The organism is Paenibacillus polygoni (genome assembly GCF_030263935.1).
GTDB classification, from domain to species: domain Bacteria; phylum Bacillota; class Bacilli; order Paenibacillales; family Paenibacillaceae; genus Paenibacillus; species Paenibacillus polygoni.
The window spans coordinates 2,987,127-3,003,456 of the sequence record NZ_CP127162.1 but is presented as its reverse complement, the minus strand read 5'-3'; the positions used below and the strand labels follow the sequence as shown (position 1 = coordinate 3,003,456).

The 16,330-nt window shown below is 41.0% G+C and carries 14 protein-coding genes; 9 read left to right on the top strand and 5 right to left on the bottom strand.

The features are described from left to right. Positions 1-89 precede the first annotated feature (89 nt). From QPK24_RS14335 to QPK24_RS14320, 4 genes are all read right to left on the bottom strand, one after another. On the bottom strand, positions 90-1,928 hold the full coding sequence (locus QPK24_RS14335; protein WP_285742193.1) for a CotH kinase family protein: 1,839 nt from the start codon (positions 1,926-1,928) through the stop codon (positions 90-92). 19 nt (positions 1,929-1,947) lie between these two features. Then, a complete protein-coding gene (locus QPK24_RS14330; RefSeq protein WP_285742191.1) occupies positions 1,948-2,676 on the bottom strand; it encodes a DUF4956 domain-containing protein in 729 nt (242 codons plus the stop codon). Between the two features lies 1 nt (position 2,677). Then, the gene (locus QPK24_RS14325; RefSeq protein ID WP_285742189.1) at positions 2,678-3,415 is read right to left on the bottom strand and encodes a polyphosphate polymerase domain-containing protein; all 738 of its coding nucleotides are present in this window, start codon (positions 3,413-3,415) and stop codon (positions 2,678-2,680) included. Positions 3,416-3,663: 248 nt separating this feature from the next. Then, positions 3,664-4,077: a hypothetical protein gene (locus QPK24_RS14320; RefSeq protein ID WP_285742188.1), complete on the bottom strand. Its 414-nt coding sequence runs from the start codon at positions 4,075-4,077 to the stop codon at positions 3,664-3,666. 284 nt (positions 4,078-4,361) lie between these two features. On the opposite strand from QPK24_RS14320, the gene QPK24_RS14315 reads away from it, so the two are divergent. Further along, on the top strand, positions 4,362-5,606 hold the full coding sequence (locus tag QPK24_RS14315) for a purple acid phosphatase family protein (protein ID WP_285742186.1): 1,245 nt from the start codon (positions 4,362-4,364) through the stop codon (positions 5,604-5,606). Between the two features lie 311 nt (positions 5,607-5,917). Further along, on the top strand, positions 5,918-8,299 hold the full coding sequence (locus tag QPK24_RS14310; protein WP_285742183.1) for an arabinan endo-1,5-alpha-L-arabinosidase AbnB: 2,382 nt from the start codon (positions 5,918-5,920) through the stop codon (positions 8,297-8,299). A gap of 113 nt (positions 8,300-8,412) precedes the next feature. Here the strand turns inward: QPK24_RS14310 and QPK24_RS14305 are convergent, their stop codons facing one another. Continuing rightward, the gene (locus tag QPK24_RS14305; RefSeq protein WP_285742181.1) at positions 8,413-9,210 is read right to left on the bottom strand and encodes a DUF4184 family protein; all 798 of its coding nucleotides are present in this window, start codon (positions 9,208-9,210) and stop codon (positions 8,413-8,415) included. 102 nt (positions 9,211-9,312) lie between these two features. Between QPK24_RS14305 and QPK24_RS14300 the strand changes: the two genes are divergently transcribed. From QPK24_RS14300 to QPK24_RS14270, 7 genes are all read left to right on the top strand, one after another. Continuing rightward, entirely contained in the window at positions 9,313-10,686 is a 1,374-nt protein-coding gene (locus QPK24_RS14300; RefSeq protein WP_285742179.1) for a DUF4179 domain-containing protein, read from the top strand. Between the two features lie 135 nt (positions 10,687-10,821). After that, positions 10,822-11,403, top strand: coding sequence for a sigma-70 family RNA polymerase sigma factor (locus QPK24_RS14295; RefSeq protein ID WP_285742176.1), 582 nt, complete (start codon positions 10,822-10,824; stop codon positions 11,401-11,403). Further along, the gene (locus tag QPK24_RS14290; protein WP_285742174.1) at positions 11,396-12,763 is read left to right on the top strand and encodes a DUF4179 domain-containing protein; all 1,368 of its coding nucleotides are present in this window, start codon (positions 11,396-11,398) and stop codon (positions 12,761-12,763) included. The genes QPK24_RS14295 and QPK24_RS14290 overlap by 8 nt, the downstream gene beginning before the upstream one ends. Positions 12,764-12,889: 126 nt before the next feature. After that, complete coding sequence (locus tag QPK24_RS14285; protein ID WP_285742172.1) at positions 12,890-13,612, top strand: YebC/PmpR family DNA-binding transcriptional regulator; 723 nt, start codon at positions 12,890-12,892, stop codon at positions 13,610-13,612. Between the two features lie 323 nt (positions 13,613-13,935). Continuing rightward, positions 13,936-14,403, top strand: a complete 468-nt coding sequence (locus tag QPK24_RS14280; protein ID WP_285742170.1) for a hypothetical protein — start codon at positions 13,936-13,938, stop codon at positions 14,401-14,403. Between the two features lie 232 nt (positions 14,404-14,635). After that, positions 14,636-15,400: an exodeoxyribonuclease III gene (locus QPK24_RS14275; protein ID WP_285742168.1), complete on the top strand. Its 765-nt coding sequence runs from the start codon at positions 14,636-14,638 to the stop codon at positions 15,398-15,400. Positions 15,401-15,572: 172 nt separating this feature from the next. Beyond that, entirely contained in the window at positions 15,573-16,202 is a 630-nt protein-coding gene (locus QPK24_RS14270) for an SGNH/GDSL hydrolase family protein (RefSeq protein ID WP_285742166.1), read from the top strand. Positions 16,203-16,330 lie beyond the last annotated feature (128 nt).

Here is a 16,330-nt window from a genome sequence, read left to right as displayed (position 1 = left end):
GGTGAACAGGCTTTTTGGAGTTGTTGTCATTTCATTTTCAGGGTAACATCTCGCGTCAAAGTGGTAATGTTAGCTTAGCATTTTTACTATTAAAGTCGTTTGCGTTTGTAGAAAGTAACGAAAAGACAAGCGATTATGACTATGAGTAGAGATACGGCAACTGTAATTAAGTCTTGTGTAGTTCCTTGCTGCACATTTTGTTGATTTCCTCCACCGCCAGGGAATCCACCACCTCCCATCATGCCGCCTTCAGGACGATTCATCCCGCCGCCAAAACCATCGGGTGCTTCTCCCATTCCGCCGCCGAATCCATCAGGAGGTGTTATACCATTCCCTTCTTCAGGTTGTGCGCCTGGCTGAGCTCCATCAGTAGGAGTGGTGTCACTCTGATCACCATTTTGGCTTGTTTGGTCTGATGGGACTTGACCAGCTGGTGGTTGATTTGTCGTATTTGATTGCTCGTTAGAAGCTCCGTTAGCTGTGTCATTAGCAGCGCCGTTAGGAGCAACATTGTTAGTAGTAGCATTAGGTGCGCCATTAGCTGCCTCATTGTTAACCCCGCCAGCAGCTCCGGCAGGAACATTATTAGGAGCAGCACCTTCTGCATCACCTCTGTCTATACCTCCGCCTCTGCCACCGCCGCCCATGCCTCCGCCGCTTCCGGAGCCGTCGCCGGCAGAAGGAGAGGTGCCATCAAGCTGTTCAGAAATATCGGTGACTTGTGATGCATTGGTGGAGATCAGACTTGTAACTCCTTTTTCAAATTCTTCATAGGTATAAAATGCATTCGGGTCTGCTTTTACATATTCTGCAATCATCGATTTCACTTCTTGTACTCGTGCAGTAAAAGTATCATTAGCAAGGTATCCATCAACCGCTTCTTTCAGGATCTGATGATACTGCTCTTTATATTCATCTACAGCAAGCAGTTTTGCAATGAGTGGACGTTCATCCAAAGCTCCTTGCGTTGGCTCATCGATATACAGACTGCTTCTTCCGAGGCCCCCAAAAGCCATATTGTAATCCCAAGGAAGGATCGAGAAGACGCCATCTTCTTCATACAGATAGTAGTTTTGTTTATTTGACCCAAGATAACTATCTGTATTATTCGTCAGCACGTTCAGGGCAATATATCCTAATGCATCCTCTATATCGATATATTTCTCGTAGTCAGTTCCATTATTAAGTTCATTCAGCATGGCGATCAGTGCATCGCCATCTGATTTTTCAGACTTCACTTCAAGACCCGTATACAGATCCGGATCATCACCGAGCCAAGTTAAATCGCTGCCTTGACCGGTCATTACACCTTTGTATAGTGATCCATAGGAGGTACCGAAGTTTCGCTCCAAATAGGATTCATCGATCTGCTCAACAGCAAGATAAAATCCCCATAGTTCATCATTAATATAGATATTAACGAAAGAATATTCAGGAGTAGGAAGTCCCATTAATTCTGCTAATTCATAGGTCAAAAACTCTCGCATGCTGCTGGCATCACTATAGTTGTTGTTTAAGTTGATTTTGCTAATGCCTTCGAGTGTCTGATTCACATATTCATCAAAGGAAAGCTTGAAGCTGTAGCGATTGGAGTCTTCCATTTGAACAACAGAGCGAAGACTTAAATTCCCTTTCGTACGAATACCGACATTTTCAAGTTTAATACCGTTATATTCTACAATGGCGGGCTTATATTCTTCCGCACTGGCGTTGTCCAGCATATCTTGAAATTCATCTTTATCAATCGTTATTTTTACATCGACCACTTTATCTTTTGGAAAAATGGTTTCTTCTATTTTCTGTGTTTTCTTGGATACAGCGGTTTCTGATGAATCCGTGGAAGAGGTCGAGCTGCCAAATTGGCAGCCGGCCAGAATCAGACAGATGGAGCAGAAGCATAGAAGAAGACGGGTCATTTTGTTCTTCATCTAGAGCACCACCTTATCTTTAGGATACATAGTCACCGTTATAGCTGATGAGCACCGCATTCTTAACACCTTGAATTCCAGTAAGCTGGTTAACAAAGCTGCCTTCGCTGTCCTTCAAACGAACTTCAAAGGTGACTTCAATGTTGCCTGCAGTAACGGTTTTTTGTTTTACGTTGTAGCGTTTTACGATGCCGACTAGTTGTTCGTGAATTTGTTTTTCCGTAGCATCGCTGTCGCAATTTACAACGAGAAGGTAAGGAGTATCAAGAGATGTTCTCTTAATAAAGAAGAAGAGAATAAGACCAATAATAGCGGAACCGAGAGCTGCAAGTGTATAGAATCCTGCACCAGAGACAATCCCTGCTGCCGCTGCCCAGAACAAGAAAATCAGATCTGTCGGGTCTTTAATCGGTGTTCTAAAACGAACAATGGACAGCGCACCAACCATACCAAGAGACAATACGAGGTTAGAGTTGATCGCAATGATGACCATCGCAGTTACCATCGTCATTCCAATCAGAGAAACATTAAAGCTTTTGGAGTAAAGCACTCCACTGAATACACGCTTATAAAGTGTGAAAATAAAGAGACCAATCAGAAAAGCGACCGCTAAACTGATAATAATTTCGGAAATACTAATATCGGATGTGAAGTTTTCCATCACCGATTTTTTAATAATATCTGTAAAATTCGTAGTGTCGGTAGTAGCTTGTGTCGCTGCTGCCGTCGTAGAAACTGTTGCTGACATCTTAATAATCCTCCCAAGTGTTATACTTTAGAAACTTACGGCAAATGACATATTTTGAAGCCGATTGCCGGTTTAATCCTTCAAGCTGTAATGCAATCCGTATGTATTCCGGAATGTACTCATCAAATTTCACTTCCAGAATCATCAGATTTTCATCGATTGCCCTTACAGGATGTAAATCTTTGTTGAACATATCAAGAGAGTGTAGGCCGGTTCGAAGGTCCTTATCAAACGTAATCCTCACATTGCCATGGTGACAAACAAAGGGCTCTCTTACATAATCAACAATGACTTTGGGACGTAACATCCGATCCCGCATTTCATGATAAATTTCGTACATCAGCGGTTTTTCGGGAACATTCAGTACTTCGTAATCACCAGCGATAATGGATTCATACATTTCTCTTGTCAGGGATACTTTTTGTTTTGCGATGAGATCCCCTTTTTTCACTTTCTTCTCAAAATGAATGACCTTGTCTTCCACATTGTAGATTCGAATCCGGTATTTAGCCCGGTCCCGGACACCGCCCAGTTTTTCGTGAAGAGCACGGTTGTCCATATCATCAAAGTACAAACTTCGAATGTGATACTCTCCGGTATCTCCTACATTCTCATCGTACTTTACAATGTTTCTAAGTCTTTGACGCAGAATCATATACTGATGCTGATTGATAAGAAACTTAAGTTCATTGCGGTACTTTACAGGTTTACTAAGCTGCACATGAGCTGGGGTGAGCATAATTACACCTCTCTTTCTAGGGTAGATTCACAAGTTACGCAGCTAACTTGCATCTGATTGTTTTCGGCTTGAGACCCATCTTACTTGGACTGTGTGAACTGTATTTGAACTGAACCTTAAAAATAGATGAATTTTACATTCTCATTACAAAAAGAACGAATAAAGTTAATGAATGTCACTGGAAGCAGATAAAAAAAGACGGCCTACCCCAAAGGGGAGACAGTCTCATAAGTTTTTGATACTGAAGATTAAAGACGTTTCCGTTTATAGAGATGTACAAATGCGGAAGCGAATAGAAGGAAGATGATCGATACTACAGAGGCTATGAAATCGGTCATTGATCCTTGTTGTGTCTTTTGTTGATTAAAGGAAGGAAAACCCTCTCCTCCACCACCTGGTGGAAATCCCATGCCTCTTTCAGCACCCCCTCCAGGAAATCCTCCGCCAAATCCTCGATCTTCGCCGGGTACCCGGCTTTCCTCCGCACCATCTGGAGTGACAGACGGCATGGTCTGTTCAGGGGTGTTTGCATTCTCTGTAGTAGGAGTGGTAACAGCTGCTGCAGCAACGAATGAAGAAGACGAACTGCCGAATAGACTAAGGACCAGAATCAGACAGATGGAGCAAAAGTATAGAAGGAGAATCGAATATTTCTTTTTCACAAAAGAGCACCACCTTATTTTATATTTTAAAACTTGGGCAGATCCCTTCTTCAAGGTGAATTGCCGCTTCAAATGAAACGAAATAAATGAAGTATAATAAAAGTGTGTGAACTGAATTTGAACGGAACCTTAAAAACGGATGAATTTTACATCGTACCCATAAAACTGCGTAATGAATAAGGTAAATGTTCGTTTGACTTCTAGTTTCATTCGGGTGTATCTTAGCAAACAGCTGCAGTTACTACCTCAGACTTTAAGTTACGTTTATGGAATGGAGGAAGGGGATGAACCGAAAGGATACAATGTGGATTATCATATTTGCTGTGTTTCTTGTTGCGGCAGTGCTAGGTATGCAGTGGTACTCCAAAGGGAATTTAGATACGCAAGCAAACCCGGTCGTAATAAGTACGATAAGCGAAGATTCTACGACGAGCCGCGCGTTTACTTGGCAAACGGATAATCCGAACTTGTCTGCAAGACTTCAGATTGTAAAAGGGAAGGACACCTCTTTTAAAGGGGATCAAATCTTGAATTTCGAAGGAACAACGACATCTCTTGTGCTGGATAATGGGGAAACGGTCGGAGTTCATAAAGTAGAGGCAACCGGACTATCACCGGGTACCGTATATCAATACCGTGTTGGAGACGGATCAAAGGAAGGATGGAGCGATGCACTTACCTTTGAAACCGCTCCTGAAGAAGAGGATTTCTCCTTTATTTATGCTGCGGATTCGCAAGGTGAGACGCAAAGTGATTTTGAACTTTGGAAGAATACAATGGATCAAGCCTTTACCATGTTTCCAGATGCCTCGTTTGTCGTCCATGCGGGAGACTTTGTGGATGATGCGGGTTCAGATGATGCGTGGAACTATTTTCTGGAAGAGAGCACTTCCTGGATTAGCCGTATCCCGATCGTGCCTGTCATCGGTAATAACGATGTGATGGATGATAAGTTTGAGCGATTTGCTTCTTACTTCTACACGCCAGATAACGGTGCATCTAAATTAAGCGGAACAGAAACCAATTACTCCTTTGATTATGGCAGTGCCCATATCGCTGTACTCAATACCGAGGGAAGTATCAAGCAGCAGACAGAGTGGCTCAAAGAAGATTTATCAAGTACAGATAAAGAGTGGAAATTGGTAGCGATGCATCGTCCAGTATATGGCGGAAACATGTATAAGAAAATCCAGGACTGGGCGGAAATCTTTGATGAATATGAGGTGGATTTGGTGCTTCAAGGCCATAATCATGAGTATTCGAGATCTTATCCGCTTAAGCAAGGAGAGATTACGGGAGATGGGTCTGATCTGATTCGTAATCACGAAGGAACCGTATATGTGGTTGCGAATGCAAGCGGTCCTAAATTCAATGAGAAAAAAGAGAATCAATTTTATCACAAAATTCATTTCCAGAATAATAAACAAATGTTTGCAGGAATCACGATTCGAGGTAACACTCTGACTTATCAGGCTTATGATGTGGATGGCAAACTGTTAGATGTGTTTAGTATTGAACATGAAGAATAGCAACTTCTAATTAATATAACGGCTGATTCGGTAACGATTCTGCGTATTACTGCAGATTGTTCCGAAACAGCCGTTTTTTTATTTTATTAATAGATAAATATAAATGGACCATACACCTCTTATTATCTTGGTAAAAGAAGATTCTACAATCTGTAAGGGTTTCCATTTTTATATTGAAAGAATATATGAGGAGTGCTATTATTTAACAAACAACTAAATGAATTTACATAATTATTAAGCATAACAATTCTGTAAGCGTTTCAACTGTGAAGTGTATTCCCTATTAACTACTTGAAAAGGAGAGGGTAACGTTGTATCCATTATTCAAGCGCAGTAAGAAAGCAGCACTGCTCACGACAACCTTGACGGTTTTGTTAAGCGTCTTTGGTTCTACAGGAGCGATTTCTGTTAGTGAAGCGAAGGGGGCGAATGAGCAGACCAGCCCTGTTTTTCAAGAAGCTTCTGTTCATGATCCGTCCGTAATTAAAGTGGACAACACGTTTTATGTTTTTGGTTCTCACCTTGCCGCTGCCAAATCAACGGATTTAATGAGTTGGAACTTGATTGATTCGGGAGTGAAAGATGGGAATAAACTCATTCCGAATGTTACGGAAGAACTAAAAGAAGCTCTCGCCTGGGCACAGAGTGATACACTTTGGGCAGCGGATGTGATTCAACTCGAAGATGGACGTTTTTATATGTACTACAATGCTTGTAAAGGAGACTCTCCGAGATCAGCGCTCGGCGTAGCGGTTGCGGACAATATCGAAGGTCCTTATAAGGACGAAGGTATTCTGCTGAAGTCAGGTATGTGGGATGAGATCTCAGAAGATGGCACGATTTATGATGCTACAAAGCATCCAAATGTAGTCGATCCTGATGTGTTCTACGATAAGAATGGGAAGCTGTGGATGGTATACGGATCCTATTCGGGCGGAATTTTCATTCTTGAAATGGATCCAAAGACAGGCAAGATCTTGCCTGATCAAGGGTATGGCGAGAAATTAATTGGCGGTAATCACAGCCGTATTGAAGGACCTTATATTTTGTATCATCCAGAGACGGATTATTATTACATGTACTTATCTTATGGCGGACTTGACTCTGTTGGCGGATACAATATGAGAGTTGTTCGTTCCAAGAATCCGGATGGTCCTTACCTTGATGCAGAAGGCAATGATATGACTGAGGTCAAAGCAGATCCATCACTGCCGCTCTTTGATGATCGTTCCATCGAGCCTTTCGGCGTGAAACTAATGGGGAACTTTCAGTTCACAAGAGAAATTGGTGACCCTGGATCAGGTTCCGGTTTAGGTTATGTATCTCCGGGCCATAACTCCGCTTATTACGATGAAAAGACAGGCAAATCATTTTTAATCTTCCATAGTCGTTTCCCGAACCAAGGCGAGGGTCATGAAATTCGTGTACATGAGATGTATATGAATCAAGACGGCTGGCCTGTGGTAGCACCTTATCGTTATACGGATCAGGAATTTAAGAAGAATATTAATGCAAATGATGTTCAAGGCACCTACCAAATCATCAATCATGGTAAAGAGATTACGAATGCCATTAAAACTCCGTCAAAAGCGGTGTTTGACAAGAAAGGTAAGATTACAGGTGATGTGAAGGGTACTTGGAGTCTTGGGAAAAATGGGGAAGCAGTAGTGAATGTGGATGGTACACAGTATAAAGGCGTATTCTCCAGAGAGTGGGATTCATCCAAAGAACAGACGGTTATGACGTTTACTACACTTTCGAATCAAGGGGTTGCTCTATGGGGCAGTCGTACGGAAGAACGGAAAGATAAAGATGTGGTAGCTGCGGTGAAAAAAGATCTGTCGATCGGCGATACGACCTCCGTATACCAAGATCTTGTGCTACCCGTTAAAGCTAGTGAAGACAGCACAATCAGCTGGACTTCGTCTAATAAAGAAGTGGTTTCCAATACAGGGGTAGTGAAAAGACCTATAGCTGGTAAGGGTCAAGCTACGGTTCAACTTGTTGCAAAGATACAAAAAGGAAAAGTCACAGGAACAAAAACGTTCAACGTGACCGTTCTGCCCGAACTTACAGGGCCCGTCATTGCGAATTATAATTTTGACGATGTACAAGGAACGAAAGTAAGTGATCAATCTGTAAATGGACTAAACGGAGTGCTACAAGGGGGCGCAACGCAACTAACTTCAGGTAAAAAAGGAGCTGCCCTTCAGTTTAACGGAAAAGATGGTTATGTGCAGGTACCAGGACTCGTTACCGATGCTCAAGATTTCACATTTGCTGCATGGGTGAAATGGAATGGTGGAGGAGACTGGCAACGTATCTTTGATTTCGGAAATGGGCTTGGAAAACACATGTTCCTGACTCCTTCTCAGCATACAGGTGTACTACAGTTCACGATTCATAACGGTGTTGATCAAAGTTTGCTGTCACAAGCGAAACTTCCTCAGAACGAATGGACGCATGTAGCCGTAACGCTTGAGGGGAATACCGGTACGATGTATGTGAATGGACAGCCGGTTGCTACGAATAAAGAAATGACGTATAACCCGAAAGACTTGCTTGCTAACGAAGCATACCTTGGTAAAAGCAGATTTGCAGCGGATCCCTACTTCAATGGAAGTTTAGATGAGGTTAGCATCTATAATCAAGCCTTGAGCAAGGAAGATATTCAGAGTCTATTTTCAAAATAATAAACTTACAAGAGCAATAAAAAGCCGTAAGATTCATGGACTGGTTCACACAGATCCATCTGTCTTACGGCTTTTTCCTTATTTTTTATGTATTTGAACCCAATTGATTTGCTTTATTGTCTCTTTCGAAATGAGGAAGGCCCCCAGAAAAGAGAAACAAGTGATAAAAGTAGAAAGCTGATAATGACGGAGTCAATCACTCGCACGACAAGGACTCCATATTCAGATAAGGATAACGGATCTATCACCATCCATAGCACGAATATTACAATCATCAGAACGCCGAGAGATAACCAGTATCTCCACTTCTTTGAATTGAAATGTAATGAATTAGCAGAGATCCGCACTTCGCTCGGGTGCTTCCATAAACGGCTTAGAGAGAAGAGAAATATAATGGTTAAACCAAATAAAGTACTGCCATGCTGCAGTATTTTATAAACGGGAAGGTCATACGTGGAAATGGATAGGGTTTCTTGTAAGAGACTCCACCGTAAGACCATAAACCCTCCTTGGTGTGTAAACGAATCCCAGATCACATGGGTTGCCATACCGAGCCAAGCGGAATAGACAAAAACAAGGACATGGATTACTTTTGGTTTCCTTGGGTGTTTTGACCTCGGGAACGAAGAAGAAGATGAAGAAGTGAGGACATTCTGCACATCAGCAGGAAGATTGGTGAATATAGGAGGATATACAATATACCGATATACCAGATAAGCTAGGACAACGAGGAAAAGGTTTAGCGTCATGAATCCAATGATCGTATGGCCGATTTCGCCTGAAGGTCTACCTCGCAGGAAATACTCGAAATCGGGTGCCATACTTCCAAGAACAAGTGCGGGAAAATGAAGATAAGTTCTGTTTCGAATGAAAGGAAGTACAGCGGCTGGATGAGCAAAGGTGAGTGGCATCGATGTTCCTCTTTCTTTTTTTATTTAGCTAACTTTATAGCTTCTTAGACGTTAACTATGTGTATGGTTTAGCAATAACTAAGGAAATGGCGGGAAGTACATATGAAAGACGAAGTGGAAGAACAAAATGTAGCACAAATGATGAAAAAAGTATCGAATGACTCTTCTAAAAGTCAAACTCCGGAATTAGATACCGCGAAATTACCTAGAAACAGTAAGAAACCTAGAAATAGGTGGTCAAAACGATTGTTTTATATTGCGGGATTTACCGTTGTCTTTCTTATGACCATCCTCGTACTGGAGAAGAATGGAGTATCAGAAGAGGAAAGGATCGTAATGGAAAAATTATCAGGGGAATTAAGCTATTTGAAGCTGATAAGAGACGATCAAACGCTCTATAACGCGGTGAAACATGATTTATTGCAAGATGTACATATGACAGACACAGATGGAGATTATTCACTAACGGTAGATGGCCTCATAGCTGATGAGAAAAAAGTGGTAATGTTGTACACGTTAACTGCACCGAATCAAGCAAGCAGGAAAGATTCTTCACTTAGGTATGAAATACTTGATGGAAATAAAGAACACCTTAGCAGTTACAGTCATGCGAGTCTGCTTACCGTCTACGATAAAGAAAGTTCTAACAAAATGTTGACAGATGTTGGCTTTATAGACATCACATGGTTTCCCGAATGGGGAACCACTCCCGATACATTAGTTCTCAACATTGAACTCGATGATAGAAAATTTAGTATGACTATTCCGAATGATCAGAGTCGTTATGTTGATATGAAGAAAACATACCAACTTGAAGAAGCTCTTACTATTGGGGATCAAAAATTAACGGTACATGAAGCCGTTGTTACTCCTCTTGTAGCTTACGTAAGAATCTCAGCAGATCCGCTGAATACAAGGAATATAAACGGGATGATTTCCTTAGCTCTAATGAACGAGGAAGGGAAATACTATCCAAGTCGAGGGGGATTAGGAGATCTCATGTCTCCAGAAGGTTTGAATGCACGATTTATCAGTAATTACTTTGATTCCTCACCAGTATCTCTGGTGTCAGAGGGGGCTTACATTTCGGATAAGAATAAAAAGTTAGTTATTAATACAGATACAAAGAAAACTCTGCTTGCTCCAAGTGAGCACATTACCCTTTCGGAAGCCATTGAGAAGGATGAAGAGATTGATATTACGATTCAGGCTAAAAATATAGATGTACCTACTCCAAATGGATATTGGCAATTTAGGTTATTAGATCGCAGCGTTGCCTTTACAGATGCAACAGGTACTGAATTTATGATACTGGATGATTCGAGAGCAGGATCGAGTTTTAACGAGGAAACGGCAGAACAAATGTTTTATTATTCATTACCGAAAGAGGATTATAAACAGCCGCTGACCTTTGAAGTCCATGAGTATCCTGGTTTTGTGAAGGAAAAAGTAAAAATTATGCTTGATTCAAAATAGATCATTTATAGGGAAGAGTCACAGCTTGTTCTGGTGGCTCTTTTATTTTTGGCGTGATAAAAACCAAATGGACTGCACGTCAGTCTAATTAACGAATAGAGGAAATCAGACCGGATGGAAAGGGGGAGGGAATAAGTGGATTTAGTAGAACTCGCTGTAAAAGCAAAACAAGGAGATGAAGAAGCGTTCGTAGAGCGAATGAGTGTAGACAAGCATAAATTATACGGGATTGCCTATTCCTATATGCTCAATCAGCAGGATGCGCTAGATGCGGTCCAAGAAACGGTGAGCAAAGTATGGGCAAAACGGAAATCACTGAAGCAACCCGAATATTTTACAACATGGGTCATTCGAATCTTAATACGCGTATGTATGGATGAACAGAAGAAGAAACGTAGAGAGGTACCTACAGCTGCGAGTTACATGGGATATGATGCAGTACTTGCTCCGCAAAGTGTAGACTCGGATCACAAATTAGATATGGAGAAACGGATTAGAAAATTGCAGCCGAAATATCGGATGGTCATCGTACTGAAATATTACCGTGACCTTACTATTCCTGATATCGCTGAACTTATGGACAAGCCGGAAGGAACGATCCGAACCTGGCTTCATAAGGGACTGAAACAAATGAGAACAGAGATGTTGGACGAAGAGGATCAGGAAGAAAAAGAAAGGCCATGGACTGAGGACAGGAAGGTGAGGAAATATGTCTGAACATCAAAATAAGAATTGGGAGAATACTTTTGAGCTAAATAAACAACTTCATGAGCAGCGGATGATGATATCTGACTTCGAACTTGATCTTGCAATCCGTAAGGGACTGACACAAGGAAAGAAAACGGAGGGGAATGTGAGAAAAAGGCGAACTGTTTTTGTAGCAGCTGCAGCGATGATGAGTGTTTTTATGATATTCGTTGCCAGTATCAGAGTGTCACCCGCCTTTGCTTCCACAGTTCGGGACATGCCGGGTATGAATAAATTTGTGGATCTCATTCGGTATGACAGCTTATTTGCAAAAGCAATGAAACATGATTTTCTACAAGAAGTGGGAATTTCAGATACATCGGAAGATACCGTGTTTACGGTGGGAAGTATACTTGCGGATGAAGACCGGATTCTCATTCTCTATTCCCTGAAGGGTCCAGAAGTGAGGGAAGGGAAAGCGAATGATTATATGGCTTTTGAATTGACGAATGAAAAAGGAGAAAAGATCAGCGAGCAACGACTAAACGTTCTTCCAAAAGAGATTGAGGAAGCAGTTGATACTTATGAAAAACTTGATTTTCGATTGTTAGACGGTCAGACGATGCCGGAACGGTTAATTCTGAAAGTGAATATGGTTGGTCATCATTATGAAATTCCATTTACCGTGGATAAAAAACGTTTTGCAGGTATGAGAGAGGTCATTCCAGTCGATAAGCAGATGGAAGTAGATGGTCAGAAAGTGAACATTGATCAAGTAACGATTACGCCTCTTCAAGCAAAAGTACATGTCACAGCTGACCCAAATAATACAATGCAGATCAATGATCTAGTGGATTTAAGATTGAATGATAATACCGATTACAAAAGAAGAATGGAGACTGTACAGGGCGACTTATCAACAGGAGAGCGAACTTATTTTTTTGAAAGTCCTTATTTTAGTCAAACGGAGTCTTTGACTTTAGAAGCAAAAGGATTCTTTATGAATAAACGAGATCAAGTATTTACATTCAATACAGAGACGGTAGAGACCTTACACACTCCAAGTTCACACATCGTCTTAGATAAGGTAGAGGAAACAGGAGACCAAATGCAAATAAGCATCAGTGCAGAAGGAATTTATGACCAGACGGAATATCCATATTTCAATCCTTATGTACAATTTTTTAATGAAGATAACACATTCACAGATGCTGCAGGTAAAGAATACCCAATGAACGATGCTAAGTTGTTAATGTGGGCGGGACCCGGCACGGAGAGCCACGAAATGTCGTTCTCTATCCCCAAAAGGGAATATAAACAGCCTTTGTCTTTCAAGGTAAAGGAATACCCAGGATTTGCGAAAGCAGAGTTCAAAATAAAAATAAAATAGAATTTGGCCTTATGTCGTTCATATATTCCTTACAAGAAATGTGACGTGTAAACTTTTCAACTCATTCCATAAAAGCTATAATAGAAAGGATTGAGCCTGATTCTAAGTGAAAGAGAGCGATATATTATGGGTCGTAAATGGAATAACATCAAAGAGAAAAAGGCAAATAAGGACGCTAGTACTAGCCGAATCTATGCCAAATTTGGACGTGAAATATATGTAGTTGCTCGCCAGGGTGAACCTGATCCTGAGTCGAACCGTGCACTGAAAGTAGTCCTTGAGCGTGCCAAAACTTATAACGTACCAAAAGCGATCATCGACCGCGCACTGGAAAAAGCAAAAGGCGGTTCCGAAGAAAACTTTGACGAACTTCGTTATGAAGGTTTTGGACCTAACGGTTCCATGGTTATTGTGGATGCCCTCACGAACAACGTGAATCGTACTGCTTCTGAAGTACGTTCCACTTTCAGTAAAAACGGAGGAAACCTCGGTGTAAGTGGTTCCGTAAGCTACATGTTTGATTCAACAGCCGTTATCGGTGTAGAAGGAAAAACAGCGGATGACGTGCTTGAACTGCTGATGGAAGCAGATCTTGATGTACGTGACATTATCGAAGAAGATGATTCTGTTATCGTATACGCTGAACCAGATCAATTCCACGCTGTACAAGATGCATTCAAAAATGCAGGCATTTCCGAGTTTACGGTAGCTGAGCTTACAATGCTTCCGCAAACCTTCGTATCTCTAGAAGGCGATGCACTTGCTCAGTTCGAGAAACTGATCGACGTGCTGGAAGATCTGGAAGATGTGCAGCAGGTGTATCACAACGTGGAGTTCGACGAAGAATAGGAAAAATTACTTTAACCTCGACGTTTTAAAGTCTTTATGTTTTGTCTACCATGGGTATCAATTTGTGACTCAACGTAGTTATCAATCAGCGATGGTATGTATTAGGTCATTCGGTTGAAATGTATGGTGATGTACGTTTTTGAGAATGGGATTTGATTAAAACTCACTTTTTGTATGGGATGTGACTATACAAGGAGTGAGTTTTTTTTGTTGTTTAAAGAAAGTCACGAGAGGTTTCATATTGATCGAATAAGAAGAAGGATAACAGAATGCTGCAACCTTTCTTTAGGCTTTTTCGTCTATATCAGCGAGAGGTGAAAAAAATGAAAAAGGTTCTTACAAGTCTAATCTTAACTATGGTTATAATTTTCTTAGCAGCATGCTCACCCCAAGATATGGAGGGCGGCAAAGGGTTAATAGTGAATCCGATTAACAATGTAGAGGGCTCCGAAGAAAGAGAAAATGAAACAAAAGATCAATGGAATGACAAGGAGTTTGAAACGCTAAGGGATTCTGTAATAGAAGGCTTCCTGGTCGAAAACCCAGAATATGAAAAAGAAAATATCGAGAGCATACGGGCATTTGTGTTAGATATTGTTCCTAGTAAGAATGAAAACCAGATATCTGTAAAGATAAAAGACTACGACACACAAGAGATCCTTATACTTAAGGATGAAAAAGAGAAATTAACAGGAATAAAAAAAGGTCAAGATATCGTTGCTATAACAACGAAGCTATGGAAACAATCTGCACCACCGCAGAATAGCCCGTTAAAGTTAATTGTCTTATAAGAGATAAACAATGGCTAAAAGGAGATAAAACTAGGTTCGTAGCCAATTACCTTTGCTGTAGAATGGCTGGAAAGTCGCTATACAAAACTTGTTGGTTTAAATGTATACGAACTGCTTTGTTAAGAAACCTCCTATTATGAGAGCAGACTGTAGGATGCTAGCTTTGCTAGTTTGCCTACGGTCTTTTTATTTACTAGAATGATAAGAAAGTATAGACATCAAGGAGAGAGACATGAAACTGGTATCTTGGAACGTAAATGGACTTAGAGCTTGTGTGAAAAAAGGGTTTATGGATTATTTTCATCATATGGATGCGGATATTTTCTGTCTTCAAGAGACAAAACTGCAAGAAGGACAGATTGAACTGGAGCTGGGGGAAGGATATCAAGATTACTGGAGTTACGCCGAGAAAAAAGGCTATTCAGGAACTGCGGTATTTACTCGTATAAAACCATTATCCGTCCAGTATGGAATGAGTGAAGAAGACCCAGACGTGGAAGGCCGAATGATCACTTTAGAATTTGAGTCTTTCTATCTGGTGAACGTGTATACACCGAATGCTCGAAGAGATCTATCGAGACTAGCTATGCGGCTGGAATGGGAGGAACAATTTCGAGAGTATATTACGGGCCTTGATCAGATAAAACCGGTGGTAATTTGTGGAGACCTGAATGTCGCACACGAAGAAATAGATATTAAGAATGCAAAGAGCAATCGGGGGAATTCCGGATTTACAGATGAGGAACGAGAGAAACTGACAAAGCTTCTGGATGCCGGATTTGTAGATACGTTCCGTTATTTTTACCCTGATCAGACGGATGTATACAGCTGGTGGTCTTATATGGCAAAGGTTCGAGAGCGGAATATCGGCTGGCGTATTGATTATTTTTTAGCGTCAGAGAGAATGGCTCCCCAATTAATAGACGCATCGATTGATAGTGAGGTTCTCGGAAGTGATCATTGTCCAATCGTGCTTGAAATAGATATAACTAAATAACTACTTAAACAAAGTTTTGTTTTGTTAGGTTAGTTATGTCATCTATTTTATCATAAGATCTATTTTTGTTATGAAATTTTGCGAAAATCTATTTCCAATTTGAACTGATAGCGTTATCATAGGGAATGGAAATGAACGTATATATCAGGTAATTGGAGAGGGGAAGTAAACCGTGAGCCATCCGTTTCAACAGGGAGAGACCGTTCTTTTTATAGGAGACAGTATTACAGATTGTGGTCGAGATTATAGTAATAAATGGAGCCTGGGCAGTGGGTATGCGCTGCTGACAGCAGCTGAAATCGGAAACCAATATCCTGAGCTAAATATGAAATTTTTAAATCGGGGTATTAGCGGGAACCGTATTACGGATCTTGAGCGAAGATGGGAAGAGGATTGTATCGCTCATCAGCCTGACTGGGTGTCGATCTATATCGGTATTAATGACACTTGGCGTTATTATGATCAAGGTGAATTAACTTCAACCGAAGATTTTTATCGTACATATCGTGATCTGATTGTTCAAACCAAGGAGAAAACCAATGCCAAACTGGTCCTTATTGAACCATTTGTTCTTCCTGTTCCGGCAGGGCAGAGAGAATGGAGAGCAGACCTTGATCCAAAAATCCATGCGATTCGCGAGTTAGCTCGTGAATTCAAAACCTATTATATTCCTCTAGATGGTTTATTTGCTTCAAAAAGTACCCAGCTCGACCCGGCTTTCTGGGCAGAAGATGGAGTACATCCCACTGCGGCAGGTCATGCACTGATTAGTAAAGCATGGCTCGAAGCGGTTCAATCCTGATATAAGAAAAGCACAATACTTATATGGTTTAATGAGAAAAGAAAACATCCATTAAAAAATATCTAAACTTCGATTAAAGAAAACTACCTCCTGCAAGCATCCATATGGATGAAAAGCAAAAGGTAGTT